This is a genomic window from Novosphingobium lentum NBRC 107847 (assembly GCF_001590965.1).
Classification (GTDB): Bacteria; Pseudomonadota; Alphaproteobacteria; order Sphingomonadales; family Sphingomonadaceae; genus Novosphingobium; species Novosphingobium lentum.
Window position 1 is genome coordinate 113,845 of record NZ_BCTW01000014.1, and the last position, 18,180, is coordinate 132,024.

At 67.0% G+C, this 18,180-nt stretch carries 16 protein-coding genes and 1 tRNA gene; 8 read left to right on the plus strand and 9 right to left on the minus strand.

Going from position 1 to position 18,180, the window contains the following annotated elements; genetic code table 11:
• Positions 1-10 precede the first annotated feature (10 nt).
• Positions 11-95: transfer RNA gene (locus NL2_RS13765), tRNA-Leu, on the minus strand.
• 58 nt (positions 96-153) lie between these two features.
• On the opposite strand from NL2_RS13765, the gene NL2_RS13770 reads away from it, so the two are divergent.
• Positions 154-414: a hypothetical protein gene (locus NL2_RS13770; RefSeq protein ID WP_369405459.1), complete on the plus strand. Its 261-nt coding sequence runs from the start codon at positions 154-156 to the stop codon at positions 412-414.
• A gap of 10 nt (positions 415-424) precedes the next feature.
• Here the strand turns inward: NL2_RS13770 and sppA are convergent, their stop codons facing one another.
• Positions 425-2,320, minus strand: coding sequence for a signal peptide peptidase SppA (gene sppA / locus NL2_RS13775; RefSeq protein ID WP_068076233.1), 1,896 nt, complete (start codon positions 2,318-2,320; stop codon positions 425-427).
• 139 nt (positions 2,321-2,459) lie between these two features.
• Here sppA and NL2_RS13780 point away from each other — a divergent pair, with 139 nt between their 5' ends.
• Both NL2_RS13780 and NL2_RS13785 read left to right on the plus strand, forming a co-directional pair.
• Entirely contained in the window at positions 2,460-3,548 is a 1,089-nt protein-coding gene (locus tag NL2_RS13780) for an aspartate carbamoyltransferase catalytic subunit (RefSeq protein WP_068076234.1), read from the plus strand.
• Positions 3,545-4,774 carry a dihydroorotase gene (locus NL2_RS13785; RefSeq protein WP_068076235.1) on the plus strand — a complete coding sequence of 410 codons (1,230 nt, stop codon included), beginning with the start codon at positions 3,545-3,547 and terminating at the stop codon, positions 4,772-4,774. Before NL2_RS13780 ends, NL2_RS13785 begins: the two co-directional genes overlap by 4 nt.
• 30 nt (positions 4,775-4,804) lie before the next feature.
• Here the strand turns inward: NL2_RS13785 and NL2_RS13790 are convergent, their stop codons facing one another.
• From NL2_RS13790 to NL2_RS13800, 3 genes are read right to left on the minus strand one after another with little or no spacing between them, the layout of a single operon-like run.
• Complete coding sequence (locus NL2_RS13790) at positions 4,805-6,229, minus strand: SPOR domain-containing protein (RefSeq protein WP_068076237.1); 1,425 nt, start codon at positions 6,227-6,229, stop codon at positions 4,805-4,807.
• Between the two features lie 27 nt (positions 6,230-6,256).
• Positions 6,257-6,868, minus strand: a complete 612-nt coding sequence (locus NL2_RS13795; protein ID WP_068076239.1) for a hypothetical protein — start codon at positions 6,866-6,868, stop codon at positions 6,257-6,259.
• Between the two features lie 16 nt (positions 6,869-6,884).
• On the minus strand, positions 6,885-7,622 hold the full coding sequence (locus tag NL2_RS13800; RefSeq protein ID WP_068076241.1) for an AAA family ATPase: 738 nt from the start codon (positions 7,620-7,622) through the stop codon (positions 6,885-6,887).
• A gap of 275 nt (positions 7,623-7,897) precedes the next feature.
• Between NL2_RS13800 and NL2_RS13805 the strand changes: the two genes are divergently transcribed.
• Positions 7,898-9,067: an SPOR domain-containing protein gene (locus NL2_RS13805; protein WP_068076243.1), complete on the plus strand. Its 1,170-nt coding sequence runs from the start codon at positions 7,898-7,900 to the stop codon at positions 9,065-9,067.
• 48 nt (positions 9,068-9,115) lie between these two features.
• A complete protein-coding gene (locus NL2_RS13810) occupies positions 9,116-10,369 on the plus strand; it encodes a DUF418 domain-containing protein (protein WP_245647689.1) in 1,254 nt (417 codons plus the stop codon).
• A gap of 1,906 nt (positions 10,370-12,275) precedes the next feature.
• Here the strand turns inward: NL2_RS13810 and galU are convergent.
• Entirely contained in the window at positions 12,276-13,169 is an 894-nt protein-coding gene (gene galU, locus NL2_RS13815; RefSeq protein WP_068076244.1) for a UTP--glucose-1-phosphate uridylyltransferase GalU, read from the minus strand.
• 115 nt (positions 13,170-13,284) lie between these two features.
• On the opposite strand from galU, the gene murA reads away from it, so the two are divergent.
• Positions 13,285-14,568, plus strand: a complete 1,284-nt coding sequence (murA, locus tag NL2_RS13820) for a UDP-N-acetylglucosamine 1-carboxyvinyltransferase (protein WP_068076246.1) — start codon at positions 13,285-13,287, stop codon at positions 14,566-14,568.
• Here murA and NL2_RS13825 read toward each other — a convergent pair.
• Positions 14,565-14,813, minus strand: a complete 249-nt coding sequence (locus tag NL2_RS13825) for a ribbon-helix-helix domain-containing protein (RefSeq protein ID WP_068076248.1) — start codon at positions 14,811-14,813, stop codon at positions 14,565-14,567. The two genes, murA and NL2_RS13825, sit on opposite strands and share 4 nt — an antisense overlap.
• Before the next feature lie 86 nt (positions 14,814-14,899).
• On the opposite strand from NL2_RS13825, the gene NL2_RS13830 reads away from it, so the two are divergent.
• Positions 14,900-15,661 (plus strand): helix-turn-helix domain-containing protein, encoded by a 762-nt coding sequence (locus NL2_RS13830; protein WP_068076252.1) that lies wholly within the window; start codon positions 14,900-14,902, stop codon positions 15,659-15,661.
• A gap of 14 nt (positions 15,662-15,675) precedes the next feature.
• Here NL2_RS13830 and phbB read toward each other — a convergent pair whose 3' ends face one another.
• Together phbB and NL2_RS13840 are read right to left on the minus strand one after the other, a co-directional pair.
• The gene (phbB, locus tag NL2_RS13835; RefSeq protein WP_068076254.1) at positions 15,676-16,398 is read right to left on the minus strand and encodes an acetoacetyl-CoA reductase; all 723 of its coding nucleotides are present in this window, start codon (positions 16,396-16,398) and stop codon (positions 15,676-15,678) included.
• 155 nt (positions 16,399-16,553) lie between these two features.
• Positions 16,554-17,348, minus strand: a complete 795-nt coding sequence (locus NL2_RS13840) for a hypothetical protein (RefSeq protein ID WP_084356090.1) — start codon at positions 17,346-17,348, stop codon at positions 16,554-16,556.
• A 392-nt stretch (positions 17,349-17,740) separates the two neighbouring features.
• On the opposite strand from NL2_RS13840, the gene NL2_RS13845 reads away from it, so the two are divergent.
• Positions 17,741-18,139, plus strand: a complete 399-nt coding sequence (locus tag NL2_RS13845) for a DUF3576 domain-containing protein (RefSeq protein WP_439646900.1) — start codon at positions 17,741-17,743, stop codon at positions 18,137-18,139.
• The last annotated feature ends 41 nt before the right edge of the window (positions 18,140-18,180 follow it).

An 18,180-nucleotide genomic window follows, 5' to 3' on the forward strand; every position in this document is an offset into this window, starting at 1 on the left:
CCGGGGCGGCTGGTGCGGGCGAAGGGACTCGAACCCCCACATCTTGCGATACTGGTACCTAAAACCAGCGCGTCTACCAATTCCGCCACGCCCGCGAACCCGCGAAAAGCAGGGCGCAGCCTCTATCGAAGCGCCTCGCAAAGGGCAAGCCGCTTGGAACAGTGCGCGGATCTGGCGGAACTGTTAGGTCTCGGCACGCGTTTTCCCGGTGATTTCCACGGAGTTATCGACATGGCCAGCATCCCCGAACCGCCGATTCCCGACACCATCGAACCGCAATCGCCGCCCGAAATGCCCGAGGGACCCCAGCCGAACGAGGCACCGGGCAGCGAACCGCCCGAATTCGAGCCGCCCCAGCCCGACAGCGATGTGCCCGACAGCGCGCCGTCCGAGATACCGCCGCCGCCCGATTGAAGCGTCCCGCCTAGCCCAGCAACCGGGCGAGGATGTGTCCCAGCCAGCCTTTGGCGGATGGCACGGCGCCGTTGGTGGTCGCCACGCCCGCGCATTCGAGGCAGTACGCCTGCGCGCCCTGCCCCGACAGCAACAGCGACAGGTCATGGTCCAGCTGCGCCGCAAGACCGCGCTGGTGCGCGGACGCCAGCGCGATGATGTCGCCCGCCGAACCATCGTCGCTGCCGCTGTCGCTATCGACGTTCTTGCCCATCGCCTGTTCGATCACGCTGGTCAGCGTATCGGGCTTGTTGCCCAGGAACACCGGATGCCATGCGCCCGGCGCGAGCTTGGCCGCGCCGGCGGCAAAGACCAGCGCATCGTCGAGATCGCCCAACTGGTCGACCAGTCCCAGTTGCCGCGCGGTGCCGCCATCCCAGATCCGGCCTTGCGCGATCTTGTCGATCTCGGCCGGAGTCTTGTTGCGCGACTTGGCCACCAGCCCGAGGAAGCGGGCGTAGTTCTGCTCGATTTCGGCTTGCGCGATCTGCTCGACTTGCGGGGTCAGCCCGCCGAACAGGTCGGGCTGGCCCGACAGCGGCGTGGTGCGCACCCCGTCGGCGTGGACGCCCCAGTTGGCCAGCGTGTCCTCGAAGCTGGGGACGATGCCGAAAATGCCGATCGATCCGGTGATCGTCGCGGGTTCGGCAAAGATCCGGCTGGCAGGCGTCGATACCCAGTACCCGCCGCTCGCCGCCAGATTGGCCATCGACACGATCACCGGCTTGCCGCTGGCCTTCCATCGCTCGATCGCGGCGCGGATGCGTTCGGAGGCCAGCACCGAGCCGCCCGGCGAATCGACCCGCACGACCAGCGCCGGGTAATCCTTCAGCGCCGCGTCATCGAGCAGCTTGGCGATACGGTCTCCACCAGCGATGCCCGGCCCGGCATCCCCATCGACGATCTCGTTGGCGATGGTGACGACGGCAATGCCCTTGCCGGGGTGCGGCTCGCCCAGGTCTGCCAGATAGGCGCCGAGCTGGGTCGAGCGGAACGTGCCCGCGGTCGCGCCGCTCTCCGCGCCGACGATCCTGGCCACGCGCGCGCCGAACGCCGCCTTGTCACCGATCTGGTCGACCAGCCCGGCCTGCTTTGCCGCCAGCGCCGAATCGTTGCCCGCCGCCGCCAGCCACTTGACCGGATCGCCGGTCACCAGCGCGATGTCGGCTTGCGGTCGCGCCTTGTGGACATCGGCCTGCCACGCTTCCCACACCGCCGCATAGACCGCGCCCAGCGCCTCTTTCGAGGCGGGTGAGGCATCGTCGCGGATATAGGGTTCGACCGCGCTCTTGAACGTGCCGACGCGGAACACGTGCGCTTTCACCTTCAGCCGGTCGAGCAGCGACTTGTAATACAAGTTGGTCCCGCCCGGGCCCGAGATCACCGCGCCGCCGATCGGATCGACCCACACCTCGCTGGCGTGCGCGGCCAGCAGCATGCTCGAATCGGTATAATAGTTGCTGCGCACCAGCACCGGCTTCTTCGCGGCGCGGACTTTGTCCATCGCTTCGCCGATCCGCGCGAGGTGGACCTGCCGCCCGCCGCCGAACTTTTCGAGGTCGATCACCACGGCCTTGATCCGCTGGTCGGTGGCGGCACCCTCGATCGCGCGGACGAGGTCGCGTTCCTGGTATTCCTTGCGCGGGCCGTTGCGGCTGATCAGCAGCTGGGTGGCGTTGATCCGGGTGCGTTCTTCCACCACCGGGCCTTCCAGCGGCAGGTACAGCGCGCCCTCGCGGACCATGCCGCCGCCCGGTCGCACGGTCAGCGCGGCGTAGATCGCCCAGAAGAACAGCAGCAACAGCACGAGCACGAGCCCGTCCTTGATGGCGACGAGCGATTTCCAGATGAAGCGGGCAAAGGTCATGACGCGATCTTTATGGGAGCGCGACACGCCGCGCCAGTTCAATTCCCACGAGTTCAATTCCCACGGCCGGGTCCATGCCGGACCCGAACGGCGAAAGCGCTTGAGCAAGCGGGGGGTGGCGACTAGGGCGTGGTCTTCGATGCAGAACGAAACCCCCGCGGCCGCCGGAACCATCCGGACGGGCCCGGCCGCAAGCGGCCGTTATCCTGCGGGCGGCCTCGCTTTTCCCCACCGCGACCTGACCGGCATCGGCCAGCTGGCGCGGCACGAAATCCTCTACCTGCTCGACGAGGCGGAACAGTGGGTGGCGCACAACCGTCAGCCGCATGGCGCGCAACCGCTCACGCAACCGCACAGGCGCGCGGACCTGCTGCGCGGCCTGACGATCATCAACGCGTTCTTCGAGAATTCCACGCGCACGCTGCTGTCGTTCGAGATCGCGGGCAAGCGGCTGGGCGCCGACGTGGTCAACATGCACGCTGCGCAATCGAGCGTGAAGAAGGGCGAAACGCTGATCGACACGGCGATGACGCTCAACGCCATGCGTGCCGATGCCATCGTCATCCGCCACGCCAGTTCGGGCGCGGTGCGGCTGATCGCCGACAAAGTCGATTGCCCGGTGCTCAATGCGGGCGACGGCCAGCACGAACACCCCACGCAAGGTCTGCTCGATGCGCTGACCATCCGCCACGCCGCCGCCGAGCAATGGGGCTGGTCGAGCGCGGGCGGCGACCTCAATGGCCTGAAGGTGACGATCTGCGGCGACTTGCTCCACAGCCGCGTCGCGCGTTCGAACATCCTGTGCCTGACCGCGCTGGGCGCCGATGTCACCGTCTGCGCCCCGCCCGCGCTGATGCCCGAGGGGATCGAGGCGATGGGCGTGGCCCCGACCTATGACTTCGATGCCGCGCTCAAGGGCGCGCAAGTGGTCATGATGCTGCGCCTGCAGCAGGAACGGATGCAGGGCCAGTTCATCCCCTCCCCGCGCGAATATCGCCACCTGTACGGCCTGACCGTCGACCGGCTGGCGCGTTGCGAGCCGCAGGCGCTGGTGATGCACCCCGGCCCGATGAACCGCGGGGTCGAGATCGACAGCCAGGTCGCCGATCATGCCACGCGCAGCCTGATCACCCGGCAGGTCGAGATGGGCGTGGCCGTGCGCATGGCCTGCCTCGACGTGCTGACCCGCCGCAGCCGCAACGTGGCGGGATGGGGCGACGTGCCATGACGCCGCGCCCGCTGACGATAACCGGCGGCAAGCTGGTCCTGCCCGAAGGCGAGCCGCGCGCGGGCGCGATCCGCTGCGAAGATGGCCGCATCGTCGCCGTGGGCGACGTCACCCCGCACGATGGCGACGAAGTGATCGACGCGCGCGGGCTGCTGGTGGCGCCCGGGCTGGTCGATCTGGGCGTGTTCGCGATCGACAAGCCGGCGTTCCATTTCGGCGGGATCACCCGCGCCGCGCTGATGCCCGACCAGGGTCCGCCGCTCGACCATCCGGCGCGCGTGCGGTTCGCCGCGCAAAGCGGCAAGCCCGACTTGTGGGTCCATCCGCTGGCCGCCGCGACGCAGCGGCTCGAGGGCGTGGAACTGGCCGAACTGGCGCTGATGCGCGACGCCGGTGCGCGCGCCGTCGCCACCGGGCGGCGCTGGATCGGCGATTCGGGGGTGATGCTGCGGCTGTTGCGCTATTGCGCGATGCTGGGCCTGACCGTGGTCAGCCACGCCGAAGACGCCGGGCTGGCGGGCCATGCGGTGGCCACGGCGGGCGAAATGGCGACGCGGATGGGCCTGCCCTCCGCCCCGGCCGAAGCCGAGCAACTGGCCGTTGCGCGCGACATCGCGCTGGCCGAACTGGCGGGTGCGGCGCTGCATTTCCGGCAGGTGACCACCACCGGATCGATCGCGCTGGTGCGCGCCGCCAAGGCGCGCGGCGCTCGGATCACCGCCGGGGTGACGCCCGCCCACTTCATGCTGTCGGACCTCGAACTCGCCGATTTCCGCACGTTTGCGCGGATGTCGCCGCCGTTGCGCAGCGAAGCCGATCGGCAGGCGGTGATCGCGGGGATCGCCGACGGATCGATCGACGTGATCGCATCGGGCCACGATCCGCGCGGGCCGGAGGACAAGCGCCTGCCGTTCGCCGATGCCGAACCGGGCATGGCCGGCGCGGAAACGCTGCTGCCGCTGACGCTGACGCTGGTGCGCGATGGGCATATATCGATGGCGCGGGCGTTCGCGCTGATCGCGGGCAACCCGGCGGCGCTGCTCGGCGTCGAGGCCGGGCGGCTGGCGGTGGGTGCCGAAGCAGACATCGCGCTGATCGACCCGGTGCGCCCGTGGATCGTCAATTCGGACAAGATGGCGGCCAGCGCCGGCAACACCCCGTTCGATCGCCGCCCGGTGGAGGGCCGCGTGACCAAACTGTTCAAGGGCGGCGCCAGGGTCGGCTGACAGCTGCCAGCCGGTCCTGCCGGTAAAGCCTTACTTGCGGCGCGCGTTGCCGACCTGGGCCTGGAACGGCATCACCGGGCGCAGATCATGCGGCGCGGCGAGCACGAGGCAGGCGCCGCCACGCGACTTGACCGAATGGCACAGCGACTGGGCCGATGAAGCCCCGGCAAAGCCACCGGCGGCCACGCGCCAGAACTGCTGGCCGTTGACGGTCGCCTGCGTGGTCACGTTGCGATAGTTGGCCAGCGCCGGGTTGCGGCGCGCGAAGTGGCGCCAGGCGCGCTTGGCGCCATCGGCCGAAGCGAATGCGCCCAGCTGGACCAGATGCGTGCTGCGATCCGGCGTCGCGGCGATCGCCACGGTGCGCGGAGCGGGTGCTGCGCCGCGCGTGTGCGCGGTACGCGGCTGGATCCGCATCGGGTTGGCGGGAATATAGGCACCCTGCACGCGATAGGCCGGAGCCGGCGTGGCCATCTCCGGCGCCGGTTCCTGCGGCGCGGGCGCGGTCACCTGCTGCGACGCCGGCGGCAGGTCGAGCGCGGCCAGCTGGGTCGAAGGTGTGGCGTTGAGGCTGGGCGCTGGCGCTGCAGCAGCGGCGGGCTGTTCGGTCGCGGGCAGTTCCTGACTGGCGGCCTGTGCCAGCGCCGGCGCCGACTGGCCATCGCTTTGCGCAGCCCCGAGCGCGGCGGACGCCGGGCCCGTCGGCGAAGTGGACAGCGCCAATGCGGCAGGCTGGCCTTCATCGCCGCGCACCGGCACGCCGAGCAGCGAGGCGACGCGCTTCTGCGAATCTTCGGGACGCGACATCATCGCCCATTCGCGGATGCGGTCGTCGAGCTTGTCGGCGGTCACGTCCTGCGACGCCATCACCCGCGCTTCGTTCCAGCGCCCGTCGAGCGCATAGGCCAGCGCGAGGTTCTGGCGCACCTTGCCGGTGTTTTCACCGCCGCGCAGCACGTCGGACAGCACCGCAACACCCTGGCTGGTCTGCCCGGCCAGCGCCAGCGCGAGGCCGTAATCGCTGGCCGGAATGGTGTCGCGGTAGGTGTGCAGCGTATCGACCGCTTGCGGATAATGGCCCACCGCGATGTCCGACAGCGCAAGGCTGAGCGCGGTGCGCGGCGAATCGTCGCCCAGCTGCATCGCATCGTCATACGCCTGGCGCGCCGAAACGAACCGGCCCGCGCGCATGTAGACGTTGCCCAGCAGCAAGCGGTACTGCGCGTTGCGCGGTTCGGCGGTGACGGCCTGTTCGGCCAGCGAGACGGCCTTTTCGATCTTGGCGTGGTCCAGCGCCGATTGCGCCCCGGCCGCGAACTTCGAAGGGTGCCCGGCGCCGCCCGCTGCGGCGCAGCCGGTCAGCAAGCCGGCGGCGAGCGCCGTCGTAACAGCGAACTTCATCATGCGCGGCGCCGCCATCAGCTGGCCGGCGAAAGACTTGGAAGCGGTCTGCATCGGTCGGTCCCCCCTTGGGTAATCGGTTCAGCCGCGCTTGACGCGGCGAGTGAGCTCATCGAGCCCGGGCAATTCATCCAGCAGGCGGTCGAGCGCCTCGATAATCACGAGCTGCGCACTGCGGTTCTGCAAGGTGCAGGCCAGCCGCAGCCGCAGATGGCGCTGCGCATCGACGCGCAAGGTGAAGGCGGCGCGGCGGCCTTCCTTCAGCGCCGAACGCAAGTTGCGCGAAGGCTGGTCGGCCGGTGCCGCCGCGATCGATTCGGCCAGCGCCGAAAGCTGGCGCAGCACTTCGGGCTTGATCACCGTTCCATCAGACAACGGGCCATCGGACGGGCGCTTGTCGTCGGCGGTCGGAGCGGCCAGCGCCACGACCACGTCGGCAGGAGCCTGGCTGGCAGCCTCGGGCCGGAGGGTTTCGAGCTGGTGCGGTTCGGGGCGATCCTCGCCCATGTCGTTCCAGCCGAGATCCTCGTGGCTGTCGTCATGGCTGGCGGTTGCCGCGACCGTGGCGAAGCCGCCGCCATTCTTCTCGTGGAAGCTCAGCGGCTGAAGCTGCGGGCGCATCGCCGGGCGGGCAGCGCCCTTGCGCGCCAGCAGCGAGGGCGAGAGCGATGCGAAAGGCTTGGGTTCGTTCATCTGTCGGCCCTTTCGCTCAAGAGCCGGCGATGCGGCGGCCGAAGCCACCGCCCGGACGGATCGCACCCAGCGAGCGTGACGCGCCGACCGCCGGAGCCGTGGAACCCGGTGCCGCGAACACGGTGCGGCGGAAGTTCTTTTCCAGCCGCTCGGAAATGTAGTTCCACAGCACAGTGATCTCGTTGGCCGAACGGCCGTTGGGATCGACTTCCATCACGGTGCGGCCATCGATCATCGACGCCGCGAAATCGGTGCGGTGGTGCAGGGTAATGGGGGCGACGGTGCCGTGCTGCGACAGCGCGACGGCGGCCTCTGCGGTGATCTTGGCCTTGGGCGTGGCGCCGTTGACCACGAAGATCAGCGGCTTGCCGGCGCGATCGCACAGATCGACCGTGGCGCCGACAGCGCGCAGATCGTGGGGGCTGGGGCGCGTGGGCACGACGATCAGTTCGGCGACCGAGATCACCGACTGGATCGCCATGGTGATCGCGGGCGGGGTATCGATCACCGCCAGCTTGAAGCCCTGCTGGCGCAATGTGGCCAGATCGGCGGCCAGCCGGGCCACCGTGGTTTGCGCAAACGCGGGATATTCCGCTTCACGTTCGTTCCACCAATCCGACAGCGAACCTTGCGGATCGATGTCGATCAGCACGACGGGGCCGGCGCCGGCGCGTTGCGCCTGGACCGCAAGATGACCCGACAGGGTCGTCTTGCCCGAACCACCTTTTTGTGAAGCCAATGCCAAAACGCGCAAATCAACCCCCTGAAGCCAAAGCGCCTGAACAGGGCAATCGCAGATGACCTTAAATTTTTGGTTAACCTCGAAGCGGATCGTGCGCTTTTGTCGCATGCCGTAGCGAAAATCCGGCCCGTTCCTGGCGCGATAAAGGCTTTGCTAATCGTTGATTGACTATGGCAGTTTGCATGTGGGGGTGCCCGTTGCCGTCGTTTGCGATCAAACGGCGGGTGGAGCCGGACATTCGGGTTAACCACCGCGCACGCCCGTGCCGGTGCGCAAAGGGACAAGACATGCGCCATACCGCGACCATGCTCGCTGCGACTGTGCTGGCTGCAACCGGCGCAGTGGGATGCGCCGTCACCGCGCGCGCCGACGTCAAGACCGGCGTCGATGCCTGGTCGCACGGCGATTATGCCGCCGCGATCAAGCAATGGCAGGTTCCCGCCGCCACCGGCGATCCCGATGCGCAGTTCAATCTCGCGCAGGCGTACAAGATGGGGCGCGGCGTGCCGCTCGATCTCAAGAAGGCCGAAGAACTGTACCGCCGCGCCGCCGAACAGGGCCACCTGCAGGCGGGCGACAACTATGGCCTGCTGCTGTTCCAGACCGGGCGCCGGCAGGAAGCCATGCCCTGGCTGACCGCTTCGGCCGGACGGGGCGAGCCGCGCGCGCAATACGTGCTGGGCATCGCGCATTTCAACGGCGACATGGTGCCCAAGGACTGGGTCCGCGCTTATGCACTGATGAGCCGCGCCGCGTCGATGGGCCTGCCGCAGGCGACCACCAGCCTCGCCACGATGGACACCATCATCCCGCTCGACCAGCGCCAGGAAGGCGTGGCGATGGCGGCCCAGCTCGAACAGCAGGCCGATGCCACCCGCCACCGCCAGCTCGCGTCGGCGGATCTGGGCGTGAAAGGCGCCGCGCCTGCTGCGATCCGCCCGTCGCCGATCCGTCCTTCCATGGTGCCCGCACCGGTCGCTCCCACGCCGGTGCCGCCGTCGACCGAAACCGGGCTGACGCGCATGCCCGAGGTTGCGCCGCCGCCCGCGCCGGTCATGGCAGGCGCCGATTATGCCAACCCGGTGGCCGTGTCCTCGCAAGACAGCCGCGGCGGCAAGCACATTCGCGTGCCGGGCCGGGCCGCAGAAACGCCGGCACCGCACGTCGCGGCCGCCGCGCCGATGCCCGTGATGCACACCGCCCCGGCCAAGGCGATCCCCGCTTCCGGCGGCGGCTGGCGCGTCCAGCTGGGCGCGTTCGGGCAGCGCGCGAACGCCGACGCGCTGTGGGCGCGGGTCGGCAAGCGCGCGGAACTCGCCGGTCACGAGCGCATCGACGTACCCGGCGGCGCGGTCACGCGGCTGCAGGCGGGCGGCTTTGCCGGCCAGGCCGATGCCGACCGGACTTGCGCCGCGCTGAAAGCCGCCTCGGTCGTGTGCCTGCCAGTCAAGCCCTGATGATGGTCAAGCCCTGATGATACGTAGAGCGCCGACATCGCCGCACGCTTGATCGAACCGCCGTCCGCCCCGGGCGAGGCGCCCGCGCGCATCGCCAGCCTCGATTTCGTGCGCGGCTGCGCGATCCTGGGCATCCTGGCGATCAACGTGACCGGGTTCTGGGGGCCAGAGGTCGCGTCCTATTCCCCCCGCCTGCCCCACCCCGAACCCGGCGCAACGCCATGGTTCGCGTTCGCCTTCGTGGTGTTCGAGGGCAAGATGCGCGCGCTGTTCACGCTGCTGTTCGGGGCGAGCATGATGCTGTTCATCGCTGCGGCGGAGCGGCGCGGTCGCAACGGCGATCTGATGCAGGCGCGCCGCCTGCTGTGGCTCGCCGCGTTCGGCTACCTCCACTACCTGCTGCTGTGGTGGGGCGACATCCTGTTCGCCTATGCCGTGTGCGGCGCGGCGGCGCTGGTGGTGCGGCGCCTGCCCGCAGGCGCGCTGGCGGCGGCGGGGCTGGTGCTGTTCATCGGCGCACACGGACTGGGCAGCGCGGCGGGCCTTCCGGGCATTGCCGCCGAGCAGCGCGTGCTGGCGGGCACCGCCACGCCGAACGAGCGCGCGGACGAAGCGGCGATGACCGCGCGCATCGCCGGGATGGTCACCTATGACGAGCGCGTGCTGCACCAGGGCTTTGCGCAAGCTGCGCAAACCCGCTGGCAGCAACGCCCGGCGCAACCGCTCGATGTCGCGCAGATCACCTTCAGCGAGACGCTGCCGCTGATGCTGATCGGCATGGCGCTGCAGATCAGCGGGTTCTTTGCCGGCGGCTGGAACCGCCGTGCGCTGCAACGCACCGCGATCATCGGGATCGGCGCGGGCGGCGCGATGACGCTGGCGCTGCTCGGCTGGCTGTGGCGCCACGACTTTCCGCCGCGCGCGATGTTCGACGCGATCAACCATTGGACGCAAGTGCCGCACCTGCTGGTGGCGACCGGGTATGCTGCCGCGCTGGTGCTGCTGTGGCCACGCCTTGCGCACCGTGCCCTGGCGCAGCGGATCGCGGCAGCGGGGCGCACCGCGTTCAGCAACTACATCGGCACCACCATCGCGATGAGCGCGATCTTCTGCGGCTGGGGGCTGGGCCTGGCCGACGCCACCCCGCGCGCCGCGCTGCCGCTGTTCGTGGTGCTGGGCTGGGCGGCGATGCTGGCATGGCCGCAATGGTGGCTGGCGCGCTTCGGGCAAGGCCCGCTCGAAGCGCTGTGGCGCAAGCTGACGTGGCTGGGGGTCGAACGGAGAGCCCAGGCGACCGCGTAACTGTTAACCCTGCCCCAGAGACACGGTATTCCGTGTCCCTGCCGACCCAAGGAGAACCGCCATGCGAAACCGGCTGGTTCAAGCGATGCAAGTGCTGAGAAATTATGGCAATTATATACTCGAGAAAGCAAATTCGACGTGGCGCAGGATTCGGGACAGGCCGAAGCTTCACTGACGTAGAGATTACTCCTGCAATGATTGAGGCAGGTGTCGAGGTGCTATCGGAAGCGTATTTGGGCGATGACCTTTCGCGCATGGCCGGCCGAATATTCGTTGCTATGCAAAGTGAGTCTCTGCTTCAGTTACCATCTGGATGATCCAAGCGAGACCGGTCTCTCCGACGTGGAGAGGGGACAAATCTTGTATTATCTGCCCTTTGTGTGAGATCGGCGCGCCATATATCTTTTGCCTATCTCTGTTCCGCACTTCGGTGAGTGCGGGACCCGGACCCTGCCATGCGACGATTTCCAATGGGACGCCTGTATCAGCGTCACAAGCGAACCAACGCCCTAGGCTAGGATCGGGTGGCAAAATACGTTGGCCTGGCAAAACTTTGTACAGGTGCTCTCCGCCTGACATTGTGACGGATCGAATTAGGCCATGATGCTCGTCATTGCGGGCTTCGTATAGGTATTGGACGACACCATCTCGGCGACGTTCGGCGTTTTTCCGTCCCAGCCAGTTTTCGGCTTTTTTGGATGGCGGCGTGGCCTCGTTGAACACGGTGAATACGCCGTGGAAACCTAGTAAAAAGACGTGCCAATGGTCCGAAAATTCCTCAAAGTTTGCCGCTTGCCCGAGGGATTGGATCGCTCTCTCTGCTATGCGAAGCCTGGACTTGGCTAAGTCGAGGGGATGCTCCATGACTGACACCGATCAAACGAAAGAGGACTAGGTTCTAGAGCGGATGCTGCGGACCCCGCCGAAGCAGCACACCACGGAGGGTAAGCCGGGACGGGCCGAAGCCCGCCCCAACCTTTCACGCAAGAAACAAGGTGATCAGGCCCACTAGCGCCCAGAGGCATTTGTGGACGGTTACATCAATGTTCCACGTTACCGTGGTTCGGGTTTTCATTGGATGATCCCCCGAGCCGCGACGCGCCGCTGGCCCGAAAGGGTTTGCGGTTAGGCCCCGGACGAACGGATAAGCCCCCGTTCACCGGATGACGGACTCACCATTCATGGTCATGAGCCACTCATGATGAAGCGAAGTAGACTCCATTGGAACGCGCTCGGCGGCAGCGTAGACGCCCGTTTTGCCCGGCGGCGGCATCTGGTGGCCCTTGCAGGTCCAGACACGCCCTTTCTGTTCCTTTGGCTTCGCCTTGCACCAATCCACGTGTTCGCTGGTCTAGGGCGAGTGCTTCCCGGTACAGGCGAATGGTGGGTAGTATTCGCGCAAGAGTCGAGTCAGTTAACCGCTTGTCCGGCGCTTGCGCCTCTCCCCAATCTGGCGGGGTGGCTTGTAGTGATCAGGTGGCGAGCCTGTCAGTCCGCCGATAGGTGAGGCGCTTGCCGTCGATGTCCTTCAAGGCTTCATCGGCGCGCTCGCCATTGGTGATGGTGGGGGAGTTGAAGCGGAAGTCGAACTCAACGGTGTTGCGGCCAAGGTGCGCTTGGTTATGGTGATACTTTACTTACTGGCGGGGACACGGAACACCGTGTCCCGACGACAGCTTCAGCATATCGCGCCGCATTTCCTACAAGCCCCGCCCGCGCTATCATCGCCGCGATGCTGCAATCTCGCCCAACCCCTTGCCCGACAACGATATTCGCCGTCACCGCTGCGACTCGTGGCAGAAAACATTCCGTGCGCGATACGGGAGAAGTTAGAGAAGTTGCGGACGCTGGCAGTCGCTCGGCAACCGGCTTTGGCGGCTGGGGCGGGTGCGGGAAATGCCCGGCCCTACCCCACCAGCCGCTTGACCATCGCGCGCACTTCGTCGGCCATGTCGGGCCGTTCGAGCGCCAGCGCCAGCGTCGCCTCGACGAAGCCGATCTTGCTGCCGCAATCGAAGCGCCGGCCGGCAAATGTCACCGCGTGGAACGGCTGCGTGCCGATCATCTTGGCCATCGCGTCGGTCAGCTGGATTTCGCCGCCCGCACCCTTTTCCTGGCCTTCGAGCGTGCGCATCACTTCGGGTTGGAGGATATAGCGGCCCGAGATGATCAGGTTCGACGGCGCCTCCTCGCGCCTGGGCTTTTCGACCAGCCCGGTGACTTCGGTCAGCGCGCCGCCCATGATGTCGAGCGTCTTGCCCGGCGCGATCACGCCATAGCTCGACACTTCGTCCTCGGGCACTTCGAGCACGCTGATGAGGTTGCCGCCGACTTCGTTGTAGGCCTCGACCATCTGCTTCATGCAGCCCGGTTCGCCGATCATCAGTTCGTCGGGCAGGAAGATCGCGAACGGTTCGTCCCCCACGATCCCGCGCGCGCACCAGATCGCGTGGCCCAGCCCGAGCGGAACCTGCTGGCGCACGGTCACGAGGTTACCCGGTTTCAGCCGCGTCGGCTCGAGCACGTCGAGCGTCTTGGCCCGGTCGCGCATCGTCGCCTCGAGTTCGTAGGCAACGTCGAAATGCTCGACGATGGAGGTCTTGCCGCGCCCGGTGACGAAGATCATCTGCTCGATGCCCGCCTCGCGCGCTTCGTCCACCGCATACTGGATCAGCGGGCGATCGATGATCGGCAGCATTTCCTTGGGGATGGCCTTGGTCGCCGGAAGAAACCGCGTGCCGAGGCCGGCGACGGGAAACACGGCCTTGCGGATCGGCTTGCGCACAGTTTTATCGGTCATGAAGGCCCTGTTGCCAGTGGTATGTTGCGGTGCAGTTAAAGGCTTTAGCGGGCGCTGCGCAAGCTGTCGAATGTGGTGCACTTGCACGCGAACCCAAACTGGCTAAACGCCTCTGATGGACAAGATCATTATCCGTGGCGGCAAGCGCCTGTCGGGCACCGTTCCGGTTTCGGGCGCCAAAAATGCTGCGCTGACCCTGCTGCCCTGCGCCTTGCTGACCGACGAGCCGGTCACGCTGCGCAACCTGCCGCGCCTGGCCGACATCGACGGTTTTCAGCACCTGATGAACCAGTTCGGCATATCGACCGCCATTGCCGGATCGCGGCCCGAGGATTTCGGCCGGGTGATGACGTTGCAGGCCACGCGGCTGACCAGCACCGTCGCGCCGTATGAACTGGTGCGCAAGATGCGCGCCTCGATCCTCGTGCTTGGCCCGATGCTGGCGCGTGCGGGCGAGGCGACGGTGTCGCTGCCCGGCGGCTGCGCGATCGGCAACCGCCCGATCGACCTGCACCTCAAAGCGCTCGAAGCATTGGGCGCGGAGATCGAGATGGCGGCGGGCTACGTCCGCGCGCGCGCGCCCGACGGCGGGCTGCCCGGCGGGCGCTACAGCTTCCCGGTGGTGTCGGTCGGCGCGACCGAGAACGCGCTGATGACCGCGGTGCTCGCCAACGGCAAAAGCACGCTGCACAACGCCGCGCGCGAGCCCGAGATCGTCGATTTGTGCAACCTGCTGGTGGCGATGGGCGCGCAGATCGAGGGCATCGGCACCTCGGACATCACCATCCACGGCGTTCCCCGCCTGCACGGCGCGACCTACATGGTCATGCCCGACCGGATCGAGGCGGGCAGCTATGCCTGCGCGGCGGCGATCACCGGCGGCGAAGTGACGCTGAAGGGCGCCAAGATCGAGGAAATGGAAGCCACCGTGCAGGCGCTGCGTGATGCCGGGGTTCATGTCGAGCCCGTTCCCGGCGGTTTGTACGTCGCCGCCGACGGCCCGCTGCGGCCCGTGACCCTCTCGACCGCGCCGTATCCCGGCTTTGCCACCGACATGCAGGCGCAGCTGATGGCAATGCTGTGCAAGGCCGATGGCGCCAGCGTGCTGACCGAGACGATCTTCGAAAACCGCTACATGCACGTGCCGGAATTGAACCGCATGGGCGCGCATATCGAAACCAAGGGCCGCACCGCGATCGTCCACGGCGTGGACAAACTGACCGGCGCCGAAGTCATGGCGACCGACTTGCGCGCCTCGATGAGCCTGGTCATCGCCGGGCTCGCCGCCGAGGGCGAAACGCAAGTCCACCGGCTGTACCATCTCGATCGCGGGTATGAGCGGCTGGAAGAAAAGCTCGCGCTGCTGGGTGCCGAAATCGAGCGCGTCGGCGGGGATTAGGACCCGGCATCAGCCTCGCGCGACCGCGCCACCAGCCAGACGCGGATCGCGCTGGCCAAGCCCGGCGGGGTCGGGCTGGCGATTCGCTCGACATCGATCCGCGCCACCAGCGCATTGACCGGCACGCCCTCGCGCTCGGCCCAATCCCGCAGCATGTCCCAGAACACCGGCTCCAGGCTGATCGAGGTCTTGTGCCCGGCAATTTCGACCGAACGCTTCATGGGCGGATGATAGAGGCTGGTCATCGATCACAGCCTACGCCGCCGCCTTGCTGGCTGGATACGAATAATTCGGGGTGGCCCGCATTTTACTGCGACCCTACATCGTGGCCATGACCGAGGACTATCGAGCGCTGACCGAAAAGGAAAAGCAGACCTTGCGCCTGCTGGTGAGCGGCCACGACGCCAAGAGCATGGCGCGAGAGCTGGGGCTTTCGGTGCATACCGTGAACGAGCGACTGCGCGACGCGCGGCGCAAGATGTCCGTATCCAGCAGTCGCGAGGCGGCTCGCCAGCTGCGCGAGGCCGAGCTCGACGCCCCCCAATCGCTGGGGGACAAGCCATTGGGGGATGCCCCGGCGCAGGGCGACGCGCAGACCGTCGCCAGCCACCAGTCCGGCAGCGCAACGGGGCGCCGCCGCTGGCTGATCGGAGGAACCGTCATGACCCTTGCCCTGGCCGTCTACGCCCTTGCCGCCCTGTCCAGCCCTGCAGCCGACCCGGTTGCGCCAGCCGCCACATCTGCCGAAGCGCCCGCGACGGCAAATCAGGCCGCCGCGACGGAGGCAGCACGCGCCTTCCTGTCGCTGGTCGATGCCGGCGACTGGTCGCGCAGCTATCGCGCCACCGCCCAGTCCTTCCACCAGATCAACAGCGAGACGCTGTGGGCCGAAGCGTCGCAGAAGGTCTATCCGCCGCTTGGGCTTCTGCGCAGCCGCACATTGGCCGGGGCCGATTTCGTCCCCGCGCCGCCGAACGGCCAGTGGATCGTCAGGTTTCGCAGCAGCTTCGCCAACCGCGCCAGCGCGACCGAAACCCTCGCGCTGGAAAAGGAAGACGGCGTCTACAAGGTCACCGGCATCTTCGTGGAATAGACCCGCAACGGCGGTCAGTACATGTGCTGCCCGCCGTTGATGCTCATCGTCGATCCGGTCACGAAGCCGGCGTGTTCCGAGCACAGGAACGCCACGCCGCGCGCGATCTCGTTCGCCTGGCCGAGGCGGCCGACGGGGATCTTGGCGACGATCTTTTCCAGCACCGGCGCGGGCACCGCCGCCACCATGTCGGTATCGATATAGCCCGGTGCGATGGCGTTGACGGTCACGCCGAACTTGGCGCCTTCCTGCGCCAGCGCCTTGGTGAAGCCGTGGATGCCCGATTTGGCTGCAGCATAGTTGACTTGGCCGTATTGCCCCGCCTGCCCGTTGATCGAACCGATGTTGACGATGCGGCCCCAGCCACGCTCGCGCATGCCCGAAAACGTCGCCTTGGCCATGTTGAAGCATCCGCCCAGATTGATGCGCATGACATCGTTCCAGTCCTCGAAGCTCATCTTGTGGAGCACGCCGTCGCGCGTGACGCCGGCATTGTTGACCACGGCGTCGACCGGACCGAACTGCTCCGCGACCTGCTGGCAACCCGCAAGGCACGCCTCATGATCGCCGACATCCCACTTCATCGTCGGAATCCCGGTGGCGGCGGTGAACGCCTTGGCTCTTTCGTCATTGCCGGCGTAGTTGGCGACGACGGTGAACCCCTCGTCGCGCAAGGCCAGGCTGATCGCCTCGCCGATGCCCCTGGAACCGCCGGTAACAATTGCTACTCGTGCCATGGTTTTCCCCTTTCAAGCCTCTCGCCCGACAGGCTACGGCGCAAGGCGGATGCCGACAAGCGCCATCCGTCCGAAATGGCAGAACATAGGGAAAAAGTATAATCCCCGTCGGGGAGCCGACCGAAATCGGCAGGGTGCCAATCGCCTGAACGCGATCAGAAGCGGAACTGGGTTCCGACATAGACCGCCTGGCTGTCTTTCTTGCCATCGGTCAGCGGCACGATCCGGTCACGGTCGGCCGAATAGCGCAAGCCTGCGGTCAGCTTGACGTTGCGAGACAGGCGATAGCTGCCGCCGACATCGACCGAATAATCGCCCTGCCCTTCAAGCGTGCGCGGCGCGCGGCCCGGCTTGGACTTTTCGTCGAGTTCGATCTGCGGCGCGAACCGCGCCGGCGTACCGCCCGATTGCACCGCAGCACCCTTGCCCGCGCCAAACGTGGCCAGATCGGCCATCTTGATCCGCTGGATATCCTTGGGCAGCGCAGTCTCGATCGCGAAGCTTTGATAGCCGCGCGCCAGCCCCAGGTTGTACGCCGTGGGTGCGATGCGGATCGGCGCCACGCCCGGCGCGGTCGCCGCCGTCGCCAGCACGTTGCGCACCGACGCGACATGCGCGTTGTCGTTGTCGATCCGTACCGCGACCGTGACCGAGCGATCGGGACGGTTGCCGTCACCGGCGGGCGTGAAGCGGAACAGACGACCGCTCAGCGCGCGGACCGTGATCTGTTCGGCAAGCCGGGGATCGATCGTGGCGGGCGTGAACGAGCCGATGCTGCCGCGTGCGGCGAGGCTGACCGGGTGCGAGGCGAAGCCGCTGGAAAACGCGCTGCTGACGGTGGGGGCGGCCAGCACGCCCAGCGCGATCACGGCGCCGGCCAGCAACGGCGCGCGCAGAGCAAAGCGGCGCTTGCCACCCTTCCCACGATCGTTGTTGCGATTGCCCGCCATGATGTTCAAAACCCTTTCCATTCCGCCCCAGCGAGCCCGGTAGCGCGGGACTCGCGCAATTCCGGGCCTTTCTTGATTTCTTTCGTGTAACATACGTTTGCAGGGGCGAAGTTTCCAGTGTCCCGTGAAATTTTTGAATCTTCTCGCGCAACTGTTGCGCAATACACACAGCCTCTGGCGCAATTCATCTACCGTTCACGGATGCTGCGGCCATTAGGCGCGCCTTCAATGTCGCTTGCCCGGTGTGACGCGGCAGTGATAGAGGCGCCGGCAAGCTGCCAAACGCGGCCAATTACGGCAGGGCTGCCAATGCTTCGCCGCCAGCAAGGACTGATACGCCTGTGACCCATCGCATTTCCAATCTTGTTGCCCGCGGAATCGCGCTGGGTGCGCTGGCCGTTGCGATCACTGGCTGCGCCCATCACAATCGCCACGCCAAGGCCGAAATCGCGCCGAGCCAGGTGACCACGATCGGCGTCAACGCCTATCTGTGGCGCGCCAGCCTTGAAACGCTGTCGTTCATGCCGCTGCTGCAGACCGACAGCAACGGCGGCGTGATCGTGACCGACTGGTATACCAACCCGCGCCAGCCGGGTGAGCGGGTCAAGGTGACCGTCTCGATCCTCGACCAGGATCTGCGCGCCGATGCCGTGCGCGTGGCCGCCAGCCGCCAGGTTTCGCAGAACGGCCAGTGGGTCGATGCCCCGGTCGCGGCTGCCACCGTGCAGAAGCTGGAAGACATCATCCTGACCAAGGCACGCGACCTGCGGCGCGGCACGATCAAGGGCTGAGAATTTTCCCGAGTCATTTTCCCGCCTCACGGCGGGAGCGG